This is a genomic window from Streptomyces sp. NPDC048106, assembly GCF_040706415.1.
Lineage (GTDB): Bacteria > Actinomycetota > Actinomycetes > Streptomycetales > Streptomycetaceae > Streptomyces.
Genome location: NZ_JBEZND010000079.1, coordinates 1 through 15,068, shown reverse-complemented (window position 1 = coordinate 15,068; position 15,068 = coordinate 1). Strand labels below are relative to the sequence as shown.

Sequence of the window (15,068 nt, the reverse complement as noted above, 5' to 3'; positions counted from 1 at the left end):
CGCTGTTGCTGGGGGGGGGGCGGTGGGGGGACGGGCCGCGGCACGGCCCCGGCGGTTCGGGGCCGACGTGACGAGGATCTCGCCGCGGCGGGGCACCAGAACTGGCCACCCACACGTTCTTGGGGCACGATCTGCGATACGCCGTAAACCTACGGCTGCGTAACTTTTCGCCGGGAGCCCCTTTCCCGAGCAGAGCAGAAAGGGTTCATCCCGCCCATGGCAGAGCTGGTCTACCGTCCCGTCATCGGATTCGCCAAGACGCTGTTCAAGGTCTGGGACCTGAAGATCGACTGCCAGGGGTCGTCGAACATCCCGCGCTCCGGCGGCGCCGTGCTGGTGAGCAATCACATCAGCTACCTGGACTTCATCTTCGACGGCCTGGCCGCGCTGCCGCAGAAGCGCCTGGTGCGGTTCATGGCGAAGGAGTCCGTCTTCCGACACAGGATCTCCGGGCCGCTGATGCGCGGCATGAAGCACATCCCGGTGGACCGGGGGCAGGGCGAGGCCGCCTACGCCCACGCGCTGGACTCGCTGCGTTCCGGTGAGGTCATCGGCGTCTTCCCGGAGGCCACCATCTCGCAGTCGTTCACCCTGAAGGGCTTCAAGTCGGGCGCCGCCCGGCTCGCCCAGGAGGCCGGGGTGCCGCTGATCCCGATGGCGCTGTGGGGCACCCAGCGGCTGTGGACCAAGGGCCACCCCCGCGACTTCAAGCGCAGCCACCTGCCCGTCACCATCCGCGTGGGCGAGGCCGTTCAGGCGCCGCGCGACCAGTACGCCGGGGTGATCACCCGCCGGCTGCGCGAGCGCGTCCAGGAACTGCTGGAAGCCGCCCAGCGCGCCTACCCGGGCCGCCCGAAGGGCCCCGCGGACTCCTGGTGGCTCCCGGCCCACCTCGGCGGTACGGCGCCCACGGCGGAGGCACTGCGCGCCCTCCAGGTCCACTGACACCCGGGCCGGTGCCGCCGGGGCCCGCCCGATAGGGTGCCCGCTCATGACGGGAGAGCCGGCCGGCTCTCGGGTACCGACCGCTGTACGGGGGCTGGGCGATGCGGCGTTGGTGGAAGGTGTGGTGCGCGGCGGTGGCCGTGCTGGCGCTGGCCGGCTGGCTGTGCACGCCGTACGTGAAGGACTGGTGGCTGCTGCGCACCGCCTGCGACGGCGCGCTGCCGTCGGGTGCGGTACGGCAACTCGCCTCCACGGGGGGCCACTTCACCCGCGCGGACACCACGGAGCACGCCGGACTCGGTGATTACGGGTGCAGTCTGCGCTTCGACGGTCCCCACGACGCCACGCTGGTGGTGACGATGTCCGCCTACACCCGGCGCGACGACCAGGACGCCAAGTTCCTGTTCTCCTTCCCCCAGGACGGCTTCGGCACCGTCTATCCGCTGCCGGACGACCTGCCCGGGTTCGTCGACAGCGCCGGGGAGTTGCAGTTCCTGCTGCGCTGCCCGGCCCTCGGCCGGGACTCGGCGGGCCGGCCGCACCGGATGCTGGTGATCGCCGCCCCCGGCCGGGACACCCTCCGTGACCCGCACGCCGTCTACGAGACCGTCGTCCCGCTCGTCGACTCGGCATCCCGGCACCTGGGTTGCGGGGCGAAGCCGCTGACGGTGCCGAAGAAGACGGCAGGCGCGCTGCCGGACTCCTCTCACCAGCCGCGCGGTGTCCCGGTGTCCGAGGCGGCCGGCACCGGCTGCGGCTGGGCGGCCCGCGCCCGGCTCCCGAAGGGCAGGGGCTGGCGGGTACAGCCGCTGCTGACCGACACCTCGCCCGGGGGCCGTTGCGACCTGTCACTGCGGAACGGAAGCGGGGAGCAGACGGAGATGAGCCTCGCCGCCTGGTACGGCGACTGGAGCAACCGTCTGGTCACCGAGCACGGCGTGCGCATGCCGCTGACCGCGACCGCCCGCTGCGACGGCGAGTCGGCCAATTTCGCGGTCAGGGCGTCGAAGTCGGTCGGCGACGCCGAACGTCGGGCGGCGCTGCGCTCCTTCGCCGAGGACCAGGTGGAGCGGCGCGGCTGTTCGGGGCTGCGGTCGTTCGGCTGAACATCGCGCGCGGGTCCGGCGGCCGTCAGAGCGACCCGACGCGGAATGCCTGCACATAGCCGTCGTCGAGGATCTGACGCATGGCAGACAGCCGCGCGGCCGGTACCTTCCGGGTCTTCGCCCAGGCGTCCAGCTCCTGGAACAACTGCTCGCGCCCGTCCAGGAGATCACCGCGCACGGGCCCGCTCACCGGGCGGCCGGCGATGCCGCCCATCGGGGGCCGGGTGGTCACGCGCGCCGGGGCCGCCCGGTAGGCGCCGCGGGTGTGTCGCCGTACCGACCGGTCGTAGGCGGCGAGGTCGGTGTCGCCGTCGCGCACGCCGCTCGTCCGGACGCGCATCAGACCGCCGACCCGGCGGGCGATGTCGTCCAGGTCGGCGTCCGCGCTGGAGGTGTCGGAGGTCCGCTGCCCCTTCGGTCCCTTCCCGGGGTGGTAGCCGGGGACGGTGCCACGGTCGGTGAGACGTTCCAGGTAGTGGGCGAGGTAGGCGCGTTCGGCGTCGTAGAGGATCGCGAACGCCTCCGGGTCTTTGGCGAGGCCGTCGAAGAGCGGGCCCACGTAGACGCTGAGCCCGCCGGACTGGTCGAAGCCGAAGTCCGGGTGCGCGTCGGCGGGTGAGAGGAAGGCGCCGAAGCGGGACCAGCCCGTCTCGTCCGGTACGGCCGAACGGGCCGACGCGGCAGGGGTGTTGGAGCCGTCGCCGGAGAAGGCGGGCCGTGTGGTGTCCACGATGTATCCGGCGAGCATCCGGGCCAGGCCCGGCTCCGCGCCGGAGGGCACTTCGTCCTCACGGTAGAGGACCACGACCGCGTAGAGGGCGCGTGCCTGGGCCATGGTGTGGGCCCTGCCGGCGACGGTGGTCCCCGCGCCGGTCGTGCCCGTGGCGGCGTCGACCACCTCGCCGAGCACCCGCCCGCCGTCCCCGCACAGCCTCCCGGTCGGCAGGAGCGCGCGCACGGCGGTGAAACGGGACATGTCGTCCCGGGGGTCGAGGGCCCGGGTCGCCGCCGCCGGATCACGGGCCAACGCCCGGGTGGACGCGGGCAGTTCCTTGCAGGAAGGGCCGCCCCCGCCGCCGAGCGCCAGCGGCACCGCGACGCCGCCCGCGACGACGGCCAGCGCCACGGCGCCGGCGAGCCACGGGTGCCCGCGCAGCCAGGAGAACCGACCCGTCCCACCCGCCGCTCCGGCGGCCTCCCGGACGCCGCCGGCCTCTTCCTCCGTCACTCCCCCGTCAGTCATGCCCGGGAGATTACAGGGCGCTCGGCAGCGCCCTCCCGAGGGCCTCGCGGTCGGGGGCGGTGCGCAGGGCGTCGAGGACGGCCGGGTGCGCGGCGGCGTACAGCTCCGGGTGATCCAGCTCGCCCGCGGCCGGGTCGGGGATCCAGGCGAGTCGCTCGCCGGTCAGGGAGAACCGCGCGTCGACGCCGGGCTTGTTGCCGCGCGGGTCCTGCCGGTGCCAGGCGCCGTGGAAGCGGACGGCGACCAGGCCGTGCAGGACGTGCCCGTCGCCCTCGTCGTCGCGCAGGCGCTGGTAGCACAGGGCCGTCGGGATGTCCTCGGCGCGCAGCAGGGCCGCCAGCGCGTGCGCCTTGGCGTGGCAGATGCCGGTCCGCCGCGCGAGGACGTCGGAGGCCCGCCAGGTGACACGGAGGTCGCCGGTGTCGGCGGAGTGCGGGACCGCGTCGCGGACGAACTCATAGGCGAGACGCGCATAGGCATACGAGTCCGCCGCCTCGGTGGCCAGCCGGGCGGCCGTCTCCCGCACCACCGGATGGTGATGGTCGATGACCTCGTCGGCGGCCAAGTACGCGGAGAGGTCGGCGGTTTCCTGGATCAGCTGCATGCCCGCAGAGCATAGGAACGCGATCACCCGTCAGTCAATGACTTTTCAGGTGACCGCATACCTATGCAGTGCTGTGTCCAGGTCCGGACGCCTCGCTAGCGGGCCATCTCCTCCTTGAGGGCCGCCACGAAGGTGTCGACGTCCTCCTCCGTGGTGTCGAAGGCGCACATCCAGCGCACGGTCCCGGCGGCCTCGTCCCAGAAGTAGAAGCGGAAGCGCTTCTGCAGCCGCTCGCTCACGTCGTGCGGGAGCCGGGCGAAGACACCGTTGGCCTGCACCGGGTAGAGGATCTCCACGCCGTGCACCGCGCGCACGCCCTCGGCGAGCCGCTGGGCCATCTCGTTTGCGTGCCGGGCGTTGCGCAGCCACAGGTCCTTGGCGAGCAGCGCCTCCAGCTGCACCGAGACGAAGCGCATCTTGGAGGCGAGCTGCATCGACAGCTTGCGCAGGTGCTTCATCCTGCGCACGGCGTCCGGGTTGAGGACCACGACCGCCTCGCCGAACACGGCGCCGTTCTTCGTCCCGCCGAGCGAGAGGATGTCGACGCCGACCGCGTCGGTGAACGTGCGCATCGGCACGTCCAGGGAGGCGGCCGCGTTGGCTATCCGGGAGCCGTCCAGGTGCACCTTCATGCCGTGCGCGTGGGCGTGCTCGCAGATCGCGCGGATCTCGTCCGGCGTGTAGAGCGTGCCCAGCTCCGTGGACTGGGTGATCGAGACGACCTGCGGCATCGCGCGGTGCTCGTCCTCCCAGCCCCAGGCCTGCCGGTCGATCAGCTCGGGGGTGAGCTTGCCGTCCGGCGTGGGCACGGTGAGCAGCTTGAGCCCGCCCATCCGCTCGGGCGCCCCGCCCTCGTCCACGTTGATGTGCGCGCTCTCGGCGCAGATCACCGCGCCCCAGCGGTCGGTGACCGCCTGGAGCGCGACCACGTTCGCGCCGGTGCCGTTGAAGACCGGGAAGGCCTCCGCGGTGGCCCCGAAGTGGCTGCGGATGATCCGCTGGAGGTTCTCGGTGTACTGGTCCTCGCCGTACGCCACCTGGTGGCCGCCGTTGGCCAGGGACAGGGCGGCCAGCACCTCCGGGTGCGCCCCGGCGTAGTTGTCACTGGCGAAACCGCGGACCTCCGGGTCGTGATGGCGACGCGCGTCGGTCCTGGGAGGGTTCACGGCTTCTCGGTCAGCCACAGACGGTTTCCGTTCAACTCGGCTGCGGACTTGCTCCAGACGCCCTCGATGGCCTCGGCCAGGTCCTTGACGTCCGTGAAGCCCGCGAACTTCGCGTTGGGGCGTTCGGCGCGCATCGCGTCGTGCACCAGCGCCTTGACCACCAGGATCGTAGCCGCCGACGTCGGGCCCTCGGCGCCCTCCGCCTTGCCCGCCTTGCGGAAGTAGTCCGCCATGGCCAGCGTCCACGCCTCGGCGGCGGCCTTGGCCGCGGAGTAGGCGGCGTTGCCCGCGGTGGGCTTGGACGCGCCGGCCGCGCTGATCAGCACGTAGCGGCCGCGCTCGCTGCGCTGGAGCGCCTCGTGGAAGGCGAGCGAGGTGTGCTGCACGGTGCGCACCAGCAGCAGCTCCAGGAAGTCCCAGTCGTCCAGGCTGGTCTTGGTGAAGGTCTCGCTGCCGCGCCAGCCGCCGACCAGGTGCACCAGGCCGTCGACGCGGCCGAAGTCCTTCTCGACGTGCTCGGCCCACTCCCGGGTGGACCGCAGGTCGAGCAGGTCCACGGTGTCGCCCGTGACCGTGGCGCCCCCGGAGGCGTAGCGGGCCGCGTCCACGGCCTCCGACAGCCGCTGCGGGTCGTTGTCCGCTCCGACGACGGTCGCCCCGGCCTCGGCCAGGCGCAACAGCGTCGCCCGGCCGGCGGGTCCGCCCGCGCCGGCCACCGCGATCACCGCACCGCTGAGCGCCCCGTTCGACCCGTTCCCCATGATCTTCCCCTCTGCAGCAGTGATGTGTGTGGAGCGTGCGCCGTCCGTCACGCGGCGAGCCGCTCGGCGCTGTCCGCCGTGATGCCCCGGGTGGAGGCGATCACATTCTTCAGCTTCTTGGACAGGGCTTCAAAGAACATGCTCAGCGGAAACTCGTCCGGCAGCACGTCGTCCACCAGCTTGCGCGGCGGCAGGGTCAGGTCCAGGGCGTCCGGACCCTTGGCCCACTTGGAGCCGGGGTGCGGGGCGAGGTAGCCGGACACCAGCTCGTAGCCGGCGAACCAGTGCACGAGCTTGGGGCGGTCGATGCCGTCCCGGTACAGCTTCTCGATCTCGGCGCACAGCTGGTTGGTGACCTGCGGGGCGCGTTCCCAGTCGATGGACAGCTTGTTGTCGATCCAGCGCACGACGTCGTGTTGGTGCAGGTAGGCGAAGAGGAGCTGGCCGCCGAGGCCGTCGTAGTTGCGCACCCGGTCGCCGGTGACGGGGAAGCGGAACATGCGGTCGAAGAGCACCGCGTACTGCACGTCACGGGCCTGCGGGACGCCGTCCGCCTCCAGCTTCACGGCCTCCTTGAAGGCGGTGAGGTCGCAGCGCAGCTCCTCCAGGCCGTACATCCAGAACGGCTGGCGCTGCTTGATCATGAACGGGTCGAACGGCAGGTCGCCGTGGCTGTGCGTGCGGTCGTGGACCATGTCCCAGAGCACGAAGGCCTCTTCGCAGCGCTTCTGGTCGTGGACCATCGCGGCGATGTCCTCGGGCAGCTCCAGGCCCAGGATGCCGACGGCTGCCTCGGTGACGCGGCGGAAGCGGGCGGCCTCGCGGTCGCAGAAGATGCCACCCCAGGAGAAACGTTCCGGCGCCTCACGGACGGCGATGGTCTCCGGGAAGAGGACGGCCGAGTTCGTGTCGTAGCCCGAGGTGAAGTCCTCGAACGTGATGCCGCAGAACAGCGGGTTGTCGTAGCGGGTGCGCTCCAGCTCGGCCAGCCAATCGGGCCAGACCATGCGCAGCACGACCGCCTCCAGGTTGCGGTCGAGGTTGCCGTTCTGCGTGTACATCGGGAAGACGACCAGGTGCTGGAGGCCGTCCGCGCGGTGCGCCGCGGGGTGGAAGGCGAGCAGGGAGTCCAGGAAGTCCGGCACCTCGAAGCCGCCCTCGGCCCAGCGGCGCAGGTCCTTCACCAGGGCCTCGTGGTAGGCGGCGTCGTACGGCAGGAGCGGCGAGAGCCGCTCGACGGCCTCGGCGACACGGCGCACGGCGGCCTCGGCGTCGGCCTTGGCGGGTGCGCCCTCGGCCTCGAAATCGATGGAGCCGTCGGCCGACTGCCATGGCCGAATCTGTTCGACGGCACCCTTGAGCGCGGGCCAGGCGGGGTGGTCAACCACCCTGGCCTGCGAAGAAACCTGCCCCTTCGTACTCGACTGCACAAGAATATCCGTCATTTTCCATCCTCCACGGGAGAACCTCGCGTATGGACACCGTATGCATACCCTGATTCCCCCATCAAGAGGCAGCGCAGGAGATTTTTCTGTCAGGTGACATGGTCACCGACATTTTTCCTGCGGTAAACCGTGACGACGCTCACTTTCGACCGTCCGGCCGGAGGGTTCGGAGGGGCGATATCCGGCCTGTCAAGCGCGGGGGGACTCGCCCACGTGTGAGTGATGCCGCACCGGGGTGGCGGCCAGGCGCGACCCGCGGCGCGCCCAGATCGTCCGCGCGCATGCGGGTTCATCCCGGGTCGGGCCCGTTAGGCTGCGACCTGCCCGCACGGACGACGGCGTCCGCCCGTCGCCGCGCGTGCCGAGCCGCCGTCGACGGAAGCGAGTCGAACCTTGAACTTCCTTACCATCGGTCACCGCGGGGTCATGGGTGTGGAACCCGAGAACACCCTTCGTTCCTTCGTCGCCGCGCAGCGGGCCGGCCTCGACCTGATCGAACTGGATCTGCATCTGAGCAAGGACGGCGCCCTGGTCGTCATGCACGACGCCGAGGTGGACCGCACGACCGACGGCTCCGGGCCGATCGCCGAGAAGACCCTCTCCGAGCTGCGCGCGCTGGACGCCGGGCGCGGGGAGCGGGTGCCCGTGTTCGAGGAGGTCCTGGACGCGGTGGACGCGCCGCTGCAGGCCGAGATCAAGGACGTGGCGGCGGCCCGCGAGCTGGCGCGGGTGATGCTGGAGCGGGATCTGGTCGGGCGGGTGGAGGTGTCCTCGTTCCACGACGAGGCGGTCGCCGAGATCGCCCGGCTGGTGCCCGGCGTGCGCACCGCGCTGATCGCCGGGCGTTACGGCCCCGAGGTGGTCGAGCGCGCGGTCGCCGTGGGCGCGCCGACCCTGTGCCTGGACATCCGCCGGCTCACCCTGGAGACCGTCGAGCACGCGCGCGCGGCCAGGCTGAGGATCATCGGCTGGACGGTCAACACGCAGGACCACCTGCGGCTGGTCCGTGCCCTGGAACTCGACGGGGCGACCACGGACTTCCCGGAGATCAAGCGCACGGGCCGGTTCACGGCGTAGGGCGGAACACGCGCCGGGCGCCGCGGGTCCGGCCGGGGCGCCCCCGGGGGTTCAGCCGAGCTTCTTGACCAGCAGCTCGAACTCCAGGTCGGCGCGCTGCGGGATGCCGAAGCGCTCGTCGCCGTACGGGAACGGGGACATCTGTCCCGTACGGCGGTAGCCGCGCCGCTCGTACCAGGCGATCAGGTCCTCCCGCACGGAGATCACGGTCATGTGCATCTCGCTGATGCCCCATGCCGCGCGGGACAGGCGCTCGGCCTCCGCGATGACGGTCTTGCCGAGCCCCTCGCCCTGCAAGGTGGGGCTGACCGCGAACATGCCGAAGTAGGCGTGATCACCGCGGTGTTCGAGCTGGCAGCAGGCGACGATACGGCCGTCGCGCTCGACGGTGAGCAGCCGGCTGTCCGGCGACTTGATCACGTCGAGCACGCCCTCGGGGTCGGTGCGCCGGCCCTCCAGGATGTCCGCCTCCGTGGTCCACCCGGCCCGGCTGGCGTCTCCGCGGTAGGCCGACTCGATCAGCACGACCAGCGCGTCGACGTCTGCGTCGGTGGCGTCTCGGAAGGTGAGGCCGGGGGCGGCGGCGCTGTGCATGGGGGCGGTTCTCCGATCTCGGGCGTGGCTGAGCCAGGGTCGAGGGTAACTGTGCCACTAGGCTGCGCGGGCATGGTGCATGTGCTCAGCAGCCGGACACTTCTGCGACCCACCGACCCCGAACGCAGCCGCGTCTTCTACGGCGAGCGGCTGGGCCTGCCCGTGTACCGCGAGTTCGGCACGGGTCCTGAGCGGGGGACGGTGTACTTCCTCGGCGGCGGCTTCCTGGAGGTCTCCGGCCGCGCCTCGGCTCCGCCGTCGCCCGCCGTGGCCCTGTGGATGCAGGTCGAGGACGTGACGGCGGCGTACGAGGAACTCCGGGCGAAAGGGGTGGAGATCGTCCGGCCGCCGGTGAAGGAGCCGTGGGGGCTCGTCGAGATGTGGCTCGCGGATCCGGACAGTACGCGGATCGTCCTGGTGGAGGTGCCGTCGGACCATCCGCTGAGGCACCGGCCGGGGATCTGACCGGCCGTTTCGTACCCGGGGAGGTGCGGGAACCGGGCGGTCAGCCCCCGGCCCGCAGCGCGCCCATCCTGCCCTCCAGGCGCGTCAGCAGGTCCGCGAGCAGCGTGGCGAGCTCGTCGCGGCCCGTCGGGGCCAGGACCGAGAGGACCGCGGTCTCGTAGGCGAGCTGTTCGGGGAGGATGCCGTCGACCAGGTCGCGGCCCGCGTCGGTGAGGCGGACATGGGCGACGCGGCGGTCGCGGGTGTCGCCGCGCCGCTCCACGAGGCCCCGCTCGGTCAGCTGCTTGATCCGCTTGGTGACGGCGGCCCCGGAGGAGAACGTCTCCCGGGCCAGCTCCCCCGGCGTCAGCTCGTGCCCGGTGCGGCGCAGCGCGCCGAGGAGGTCGAACTCGGGGCGGCTGAGCCCGGCACGGCGCAGCGGCGCGTCCTCGGCCTGCTGGAGCAGCGCCGCGCACCTGTTGATCCGCCCGATGACCTCCATCGGCCCGGTGTCCAGCTCGGGGTGGACGGCCCGCCACTGGCGTACGACGGCGGCGACCGTGTCGGCCGTGGACGCCTCGTGCCGCGATGGTGTGCCGTTCGTCGCCGTCATGGCCGTATGTCCTCCGTCGTCCCCGGATCGTGCTGCCGCGGCGCGAGCCCCTGGCGTCGCACCGTCGCCGCGAGCGTACGGTGTCCGGACTGTTCGGTGAGCACGACCCGGTCCTCGGGCAGGGCGCGCTGCCACCACTCGCCGGACGCGGCGTCGGCGGTGGCGCGCAGGTCCACCAGCGCGGCGGTGAGGCCCCGGCGCGCTCCGTCCAGGGCGCGGGGTTCCGGGCGCGCCTCGGCGAGCAGCCGGGCGGCGTTCTCGGCGGCGCGTTCCGCCTCGGTCAGCGCGTGCTCCAGGCGGTCGCCGGCGCGCCGGTTGGTGACGGCGATGGCGGCGACGAAGCCGACGAGGGCCCCGACGAGGGTGTCCACGACCCGGTCGGTGATCAGTTCCGCGGAGTCCTGGAGGTGGGCGAACTCGGTGATCAGCAGGGCCATCGGGGTGACGCAGATGCTGCCGAGCCAGTAGTTGCGGCCGATCAGCGCCTCCGCGCCGAAGTTCAGGGCGACGCAGCACAGCACCAGGGCCGCCGCGTTGAGGTGGGCGAGCGGGGCGAGGGCGGCGAAGACGAGGACGCCGACGAGGTTGCCGACGACGCGCTGGACGCCCCGGCGCCAGGTGAGGGTGATGTTGGCCTGGTAGAGGGAGGCCGCGGTGACCAGGGCCCAGTAGGGGCGGCCGACGCCGAGGGCGAGGGAGGCGTAGCCGGCGAGGGCGCAGCCGAGGGCGGTGCGTACGACGAGGGGGGCGAGCGGCGCGAGGCGGTGGCGCAGCGACGGGCGCGGCAGGGCCAGCTCGGTGTCCACGCCGAGGAGTTCGTCGGCGTGCTCGCCGGGGATGTCGAGGGTGACGTCGCGGCGGAAGCCGCGCAGTTCGCGGGCCCAGGCGCGCAGGCGTGCCGGGTCGGTGTCGGCGGGGGCGGCGAGGGCGACCTCGGCGCGGACGAGGAGCCGTTCGAGGGCGCGGCGGGTGGCGTCGGGGCGGTCGCCGACGGCGAGCAGGGACTGCCAGGCGGCGTGGATGGCGGCGGCGCTCGCGGCGCGGGCCCGGGCGTGCCCCTCGCCGGTGCCGCGGGTGTCGGCGTAGGCGGCGGTGGCGTTCAGGGCCCCCGCGGTGGCGCGGCGCTCGGGGCCGTGCGGGCGGACCAGTCCGGGCGCCATGCCGACCAGCCAGGACCAGGCGCCGGCCGCGAGGGCGAGGGCGAGGTGGCCCGGCACCTGGCCGAGGGTCTGCGGGGCGAACAGGGAGGCGGAGCTGATGAAGGTGAAGATCACGTTGCCCGGCGGCCCGATCCGGGTGGCGTCGCACAGGGCCTTCTGGACCGCGGCCAGCACGGCACCGACGGTCACGAGGATGACGGCGTCGGAGGTGAGCGAGGCCGTGACCAGGGCGACGGCGACACCGGCGACCATGCCGAGCACCACCCAGACCAGGGCCCGCGCCCGCGCGGCGTACGGCCGGTTGTGGCCGTAGAGGGCGCACAGGGATCCGGCCATCGTGTACATGGCGAGGTCGAGGCGGCCGAGCGCCAGCAGCAACAGGTTGGGCGGGGCGACCGCGGCGACCACGCTCAGCGCGGGCTTGAACCAGATGTCCGAGGGCCGGCCGAGGCGGAGGATCCCGGCGAGGGGAAGACGGAGGGGGGTCGCACTGCTCATACAACAAATTTAGCACATGTTTTACTGGTAAAACATGTGCGGCGCCCGACGCTCATCTGCCGTGCCCCCGCCAGCGCTCCCCGTGTACACCCTTGCGCGTGCGTGCGCCCCCGCCCGGCCTGGGCATCGCATCCCTCGACCGACCGTCGAGCGGGGGAGGTACCCGTGCACGGACCCGTGTCGGCCGCCTGGTTGCTGGTCGCGCTGTGCGCGGCGACCGGGGCCTACTGCCTGCTGCGGCTGCGCAGCGCCGTCGAGGAACAGCGCCGGGCCGCGGGCGGCGAGGCGCTGATGGGCTTCGGCATGGCCGCGATGGCCGTCCCGGCGGCGGTGTTCACGCCACCGGGGTGGGCCTGGCCGGTGTACGCGAGCGTCTTCGGCCTGGCCGCGCTGCACGCACTGTGGGCCGCGCGCCGCGACCGACACCATCTGCACCACCTGGCGGGCACGGCCGCGATGGTCTACATGGCCGCCGCGATGGCTTCGGCCCCGCCCGCCGCCCATCCCATGGAGGGCATGTCCATGCACGGCGGCACCGGGGTCCCCGTGGTGACCGGCGCCCTGCTCCTGTACTTCACGGGCTACGTGCTGCTGTCCGGCGCCCGCCTCGTCCCGGCCGCGGCAACCGCCGGCGGCCCCCCGCCGCCCGCCCGCTGGGGCGACCGCCCGGAACTGGCCCGCGCGTGCCGGCTGTCGATGGCCATCGGGATGGTGGCGATGCTCCTGACGATGTGAGACCGCGCCCGCGCGGGCGTTGCCTGCGTCACTTCGGCGCGACGGACCGTACCGCCGGGCGGCCCCGCGCTCATAGGGTGCTGTCCATGATGGTCCCGGTGGCCCTTTTACTGCTCGGCGTCCTCACGGCCGTCGTCGGCCCGCGGCTGCTCGCCCGCGCCGACTGGCCGGACCGTGAACCGGTCGTCGCCCTGTGGGCGTGGCAGTGCGTCGTGGCGGCCGTCCTGCTGTGCTGCGCGCTGTCGATGACGCTGAGCGCCGCCGCGGCCTGGGCGCCGGTGCGCGGGCAGGTGTTCGCGCGGGCGCCGCGCGCGGTGGTGGACGCGTACGCCCTCGGCACCGCGAGTCCCTGGGCGGCGGCCACCGCCGTCCTGCTGGCCTGCGCCGGCCTGTGGAGCGCGGCCATGCTGGTGCGGGAGGTCGTACGATCCCGCGCGCGGCGGCGGGTCCAGCGGGCCGAACTCCTCGTGCGGGCACCGCTGTTGCCTGGCGAGGAGCCGGGGGAAGGCCGGCTCGTGGTGCTGGAGGACAGGCGTCCCGACGCCTGGTGGCTGGCCGGTACCACGCCCCGACTGGTCGTCACCACGGCCGCGTTGAGGCGTCTGAAGGGGCGTCAGCTCGATGCGCTGCTGGCCCATGAGCGGGGGCACGCGCAGGCGCGGCACGACTGGCTGCTGCACTGCTCGGCCGCGCTCGCGGGCGGGTTCCCCCAGGTGCCGGTGTTCGCCGCGTTCCGGGACGAGATGCACCGGCTGGTGGAGCTGGCCGCCGACGACATGGCCTCGCGGCGCTTCGGCCGGCTGACGACCGCCCTCGCACTGGTCGAACTCAACGAGGAGCGGGGGGTGTTCGGGCCCTGCCCGACCCCCGAGGCCCATGTGCCACAGCGGGTGAACCGGCTGCTCACCCCGCCCGACCGCCTCCCCGCCTGGCACCGGCTGCGGCTCACGGCGTTCGCCGCGCTGGTCCCGGCGCTTCCGGTGCTGCTGACCCTGGTGCCGGGGCTGCGGGCGCTGGGCTGAGGGCGACCCGCCTCCCCCCGCGAGCGCCCTCGGATAGAGTCCGCCGCATGTCTGCCGTGCTGTTCGACTTCTCCGGGACGCTGTTCCGCGTCGAGTCCACCGAGTCCTGGCTGCGTACGGTGCTCGACGAGACGGGGCGGGACCTTCCCGTGCCCGAACTGAAGGAAGCAGCAAGGGCGTTGGAGGCGGCCGGTGCGCTGCCGGGCGGCGCGGCGCCGGTGCGGGTGCCCGAGGAACTGGCCGGGCTGTGGGCGCGCCGGGACGAGAGCGCGGAGCTGCACCGGGCGGCGTTCACGGGAATGTCCCGGCGGGTGCCGCTGCCCGATCCGGACCTGCACGACGCGTTGTACACCCGGCACATGTCCCCCGCCGCCTGGACCCCTACCCGGACGCCGCGGAGGTGCTGCGCACCCTGCGCGAGCGCGGCGTCGGCGTGGCGGTGGTCAGCAACATCGGCTGGGATCTGCGCCCGGTCTTCCGCGCGCACGGCCTCGACGGGTTCGTGGATGCCTACGCGCTGTCGTACGAGCACGGGGTGCAGAAGCCGGACGCCCGGCTGTTCTCGGTCGCCTGCGCGGCGCTCGGCGCCGATCCCCGGCAGACACTGATGGTCGGCGACAGCGAGGAGGCGGACGGGGGTGCGGCGGCGCTCGGCTGCCGGGTGCACTTCGTGGACCACCTGCCGGTCGGTGACCGCCCCGGCGCGCTGCTCCCGGTCCTCGACCTGGCCCGGGACCTGATCTGACCCGCCCGTCGCACCGGGTGGACGCACACCGTCCGCCGAGGTGATCCCCCGCGTCACCCCGGCAGCCGGCGGCTGGGTCCGGAGCCCGTGGGTTCCGGTGCGTTGAGTATGGTTGGCTGGCAGCCAGTCAACGCAGGAGTCCAGCATGTCCCCGCGCAGCGCCTCGGTCAATGAAGAATTGCGAAGACGTTCCCGGGAGCGGCTGTTGCAGGCCGCCGTGGAACTGGTGGACGAGCGCGGCTTCGAGGCCACGACGCTCGGCGACATCGCGGACCGCGCCGGCTCCGCCCGCGGCCTGGTGTCGTACTACTTCCCCGGCAAGCGCCGGCTCGTGCAGTCCGCCGTGCACCGGCTGATGCACCGCACGTTGGAGGAGGCGCTGGAGCGGGAGCCGCGCACCGAGGACGGCCGGGAGCGGCTGGCGCGCGCCATCGACGCGATCCTCGGGCTGGCCCGCGAGCGGCCGGTGCTGATGCGCCAGCACATGGCGGGGCTGCTCCAGGCCGAGGGCTTCGTGGAGTGCCCGGAACAGCGGCGGCTGTCGGAACTGCTCGGCGACACCGTGGCCCGGTACGGCTCGGCGGACGTGACGGCCGACTATCCGATGCTGCGGGCCGTGCTGATGGGCGCGGTGTACGCGGCCCTGATGCCGGGCGCGCCCATGCCCGTCCCGGCGCTGCGCGCCGAGCTGTTCCAGCGGTACGGGCTCGACTGGGAGCTGGGAGCGCCGCCGGAGCAGGACCCCGGCGCCGACGCTCCCCCGTCCGATCTGTCACGGTTCTTCGCGACCGGGGAGCCCACGGAGCGGGCCTAGGGTCTTTCGTTTGGATCAGGCCGGATCAGGGAGCGGGGTCTGGTGCCGTGCATCGCAAGGCGGAGGAGGGCGACATGGCGGAGCCATGGCAACCGA

15 protein-coding genes and 1 pseudogene are annotated in these 15,068 nt (G+C 72.9%); 8 read left to right on the top strand and 8 right to left on the bottom strand.

The genetic code is table 11. From position 1 onward, the window contains the following. Positions 1-216 precede the first annotated feature (216 nt). Both AB0927_RS40015 and AB0927_RS40010 read left to right on the top strand, forming a co-directional pair. The gene (locus AB0927_RS40015; protein WP_366672790.1) at positions 217-945 is read left to right on the top strand and encodes a lysophospholipid acyltransferase family protein; all 729 of its coding nucleotides are present in this window, start codon (positions 217-219) and stop codon (positions 943-945) included. Positions 946-1,046: 101 nt separating this feature from the next. Further along, complete coding sequence (locus tag AB0927_RS40010; protein ID WP_366672789.1) at positions 1,047-2,051, top strand: hypothetical protein; 1,005 nt, start codon at positions 1,047-1,049, stop codon at positions 2,049-2,051. A gap of 25 nt (positions 2,052-2,076) precedes the next feature. Here the strand turns inward: AB0927_RS40010 and AB0927_RS40005 are convergent, their stop codons facing one another. From AB0927_RS40005 to AB0927_RS39985, 5 genes are all read right to left on the bottom strand, one after another. Then, positions 2,077-3,294, bottom strand: a complete 1,218-nt coding sequence (locus AB0927_RS40005) for a hypothetical protein (protein ID WP_366672788.1) — start codon at positions 3,292-3,294, stop codon at positions 2,077-2,079. 10 nt (positions 3,295-3,304) lie between these two features. Beyond that, the gene (locus AB0927_RS40000) at positions 3,305-3,898 is read right to left on the bottom strand and encodes a transglutaminase domain-containing protein (protein ID WP_366672787.1); all 594 of its coding nucleotides are present in this window, start codon (positions 3,896-3,898) and stop codon (positions 3,305-3,307) included. A gap of 95 nt (positions 3,899-3,993) precedes the next feature. Then, positions 3,994-5,064 carry a low specificity L-threonine aldolase gene (locus AB0927_RS39995; RefSeq protein WP_366672786.1) on the bottom strand — a complete coding sequence of 357 codons (1,071 nt, stop codon included), beginning with the start codon at positions 5,062-5,064 and terminating at the stop codon, positions 3,994-3,996. Next, positions 5,061-5,825, bottom strand: a complete 765-nt coding sequence (locus AB0927_RS39990) for an SDR family NAD(P)-dependent oxidoreductase (protein ID WP_366672785.1) — start codon at positions 5,823-5,825, stop codon at positions 5,061-5,063. The genes AB0927_RS39995 and AB0927_RS39990 overlap by 4 nt, the downstream gene beginning before the upstream one ends. Before the next feature lie 47 nt (positions 5,826-5,872). Beyond that, positions 5,873-7,270, bottom strand: a complete 1,398-nt coding sequence (locus AB0927_RS39985; RefSeq protein ID WP_366672784.1) for a DUF6421 family protein — start codon at positions 7,268-7,270, stop codon at positions 5,873-5,875. Positions 7,271-7,663: 393 nt separating this feature from the next. Here AB0927_RS39985 and AB0927_RS39980 point away from each other — a divergent pair, with 393 nt between their 5' ends. After that, positions 7,664-8,347 (top strand): glycerophosphodiester phosphodiesterase family protein, encoded by a 684-nt coding sequence (locus AB0927_RS39980; RefSeq protein WP_366672783.1) that lies wholly within the window; start codon positions 7,664-7,666, stop codon positions 8,345-8,347. A 51-nt stretch (positions 8,348-8,398) separates the two neighbouring features. Here AB0927_RS39980 and AB0927_RS39975 read toward each other — a convergent pair whose 3' ends face one another. Next, on the bottom strand, positions 8,399-8,941 hold the full coding sequence (locus AB0927_RS39975) for a GNAT family N-acetyltransferase (protein WP_366672782.1): 543 nt from the start codon (positions 8,939-8,941) through the stop codon (positions 8,399-8,401). A 72-nt stretch (positions 8,942-9,013) separates the two neighbouring features. Between AB0927_RS39975 and AB0927_RS39970 the strand changes: the two genes are divergently transcribed. Continuing rightward, entirely contained in the window at positions 9,014-9,406 is a 393-nt protein-coding gene (locus tag AB0927_RS39970) for a VOC family protein (protein WP_366672781.1), read from the top strand. Positions 9,407-9,446: 40 nt separating this feature from the next. Here AB0927_RS39970 and AB0927_RS39965 read toward each other — a convergent pair whose 3' ends face one another. Further along, on the bottom strand, positions 9,447-9,998 hold the full coding sequence (locus tag AB0927_RS39965; protein WP_366672780.1) for a MarR family transcriptional regulator: 552 nt from the start codon (positions 9,996-9,998) through the stop codon (positions 9,447-9,449). Then, entirely contained in the window at positions 9,995-11,656 is a 1,662-nt protein-coding gene (locus AB0927_RS39960) for an FUSC family protein (protein WP_366672779.1), read from the bottom strand. Before AB0927_RS39960 ends, AB0927_RS39965 begins: the two co-directional genes overlap by 4 nt. A gap of 165 nt (positions 11,657-11,821) precedes the next feature. Between AB0927_RS39960 and AB0927_RS39955 the strand changes: the two genes are divergently transcribed. The 4 genes and pseudogenes from AB0927_RS39955 to AB0927_RS39940 all read left to right on the top strand — a co-directional run bounded on the left by AB0927_RS39955 (position 11,822) and on the right by AB0927_RS39940 (position 14,972). Next, the gene (locus tag AB0927_RS39955) at positions 11,822-12,391 is read left to right on the top strand and encodes a DUF5134 domain-containing protein (protein ID WP_366672778.1); all 570 of its coding nucleotides are present in this window, start codon (positions 11,822-11,824) and stop codon (positions 12,389-12,391) included. 86 nt (positions 12,392-12,477) lie between these two features. Then, the gene (locus tag AB0927_RS39950) at positions 12,478-13,413 is read left to right on the top strand and encodes a M56 family metallopeptidase (protein WP_366672777.1); all 936 of its coding nucleotides are present in this window, start codon (positions 12,478-12,480) and stop codon (positions 13,411-13,413) included. Positions 13,414-13,460: 47 nt separating this feature from the next. Then, positions 13,461-14,158 (top strand): annotated as a pseudogene (locus tag AB0927_RS39945) (HAD-IA family hydrolase). Positions 14,159-14,303: 145 nt separating this feature from the next. Then, a complete protein-coding gene (locus tag AB0927_RS39940) occupies positions 14,304-14,972 on the top strand; it encodes a helix-turn-helix domain-containing protein (protein WP_366672776.1) in 669 nt (222 codons plus the stop codon). Positions 14,973-15,068 lie beyond the last annotated feature (96 nt).

Excerpts from the sequence above, each read along its gene's own strand:
- AB0927_RS40010 (WP_366672789.1), top strand. The coding sequence starts at position 1,047 with ATGCGGCGTTGGTGGAAGGTGTGGTGCGCGGCGGTGGCCGTGCTGGCG.
- AB0927_RS39990 (WP_366672785.1), bottom strand. The coding sequence starts at position 5,825 with ATGGGGAACGGGTCGAACGGGGCGCTCAGCGGTGCGGTGATCGCGGTG.
- AB0927_RS39965 (WP_366672780.1), bottom strand. The coding sequence starts at position 9,998 with ATGACGGCGACGAACGGCACACCATCGCGGCACGAGGCGTCCACGGCC.
- AB0927_RS39975 (WP_366672782.1), bottom strand. The coding sequence starts at position 8,941 with ATGCACAGCGCCGCCGCCCCCGGCCTCACCTTCCGAGACGCCACCGAC.
- AB0927_RS40000 (WP_366672787.1), bottom strand. The coding sequence starts at position 3,898 with ATGCAGCTGATCCAGGAAACCGCCGACCTCTCCGCGTACTTGGCCGCC.
- AB0927_RS39940 (WP_366672776.1), top strand. The coding sequence starts at position 14,304 with ATGTCCCCGCGCAGCGCCTCGGTCAATGAAGAATTGCGAAGACGTTCC.
- AB0927_RS39970 (WP_366672781.1), top strand. The coding sequence starts at position 9,014 with ATGGTGCATGTGCTCAGCAGCCGGACACTTCTGCGACCCACCGACCCC.
- AB0927_RS40015 (WP_366672790.1), top strand. The coding sequence starts at position 217 with ATGGCAGAGCTGGTCTACCGTCCCGTCATCGGATTCGCCAAGACGCTG.
- AB0927_RS40005 (WP_366672788.1), bottom strand. The coding sequence starts at position 3,294 with ATGACTGACGGGGGAGTGACGGAGGAAGAGGCCGGCGGCGTCCGGGAG.
- AB0927_RS39960 (WP_366672779.1), bottom strand. The coding sequence starts at position 11,656 with ATGAGCAGTGCGACCCCCCTCCGTCTTCCCCTCGCCGGGATCCTCCGC.
- AB0927_RS39985 (WP_366672784.1), bottom strand. The coding sequence starts at position 7,270 with ATGACGGATATTCTTGTGCAGTCGAGTACGAAGGGGCAGGTTTCTTCG.
- AB0927_RS39950 (WP_366672777.1), top strand. The coding sequence starts at position 12,478 with ATGATGGTCCCGGTGGCCCTTTTACTGCTCGGCGTCCTCACGGCCGTC.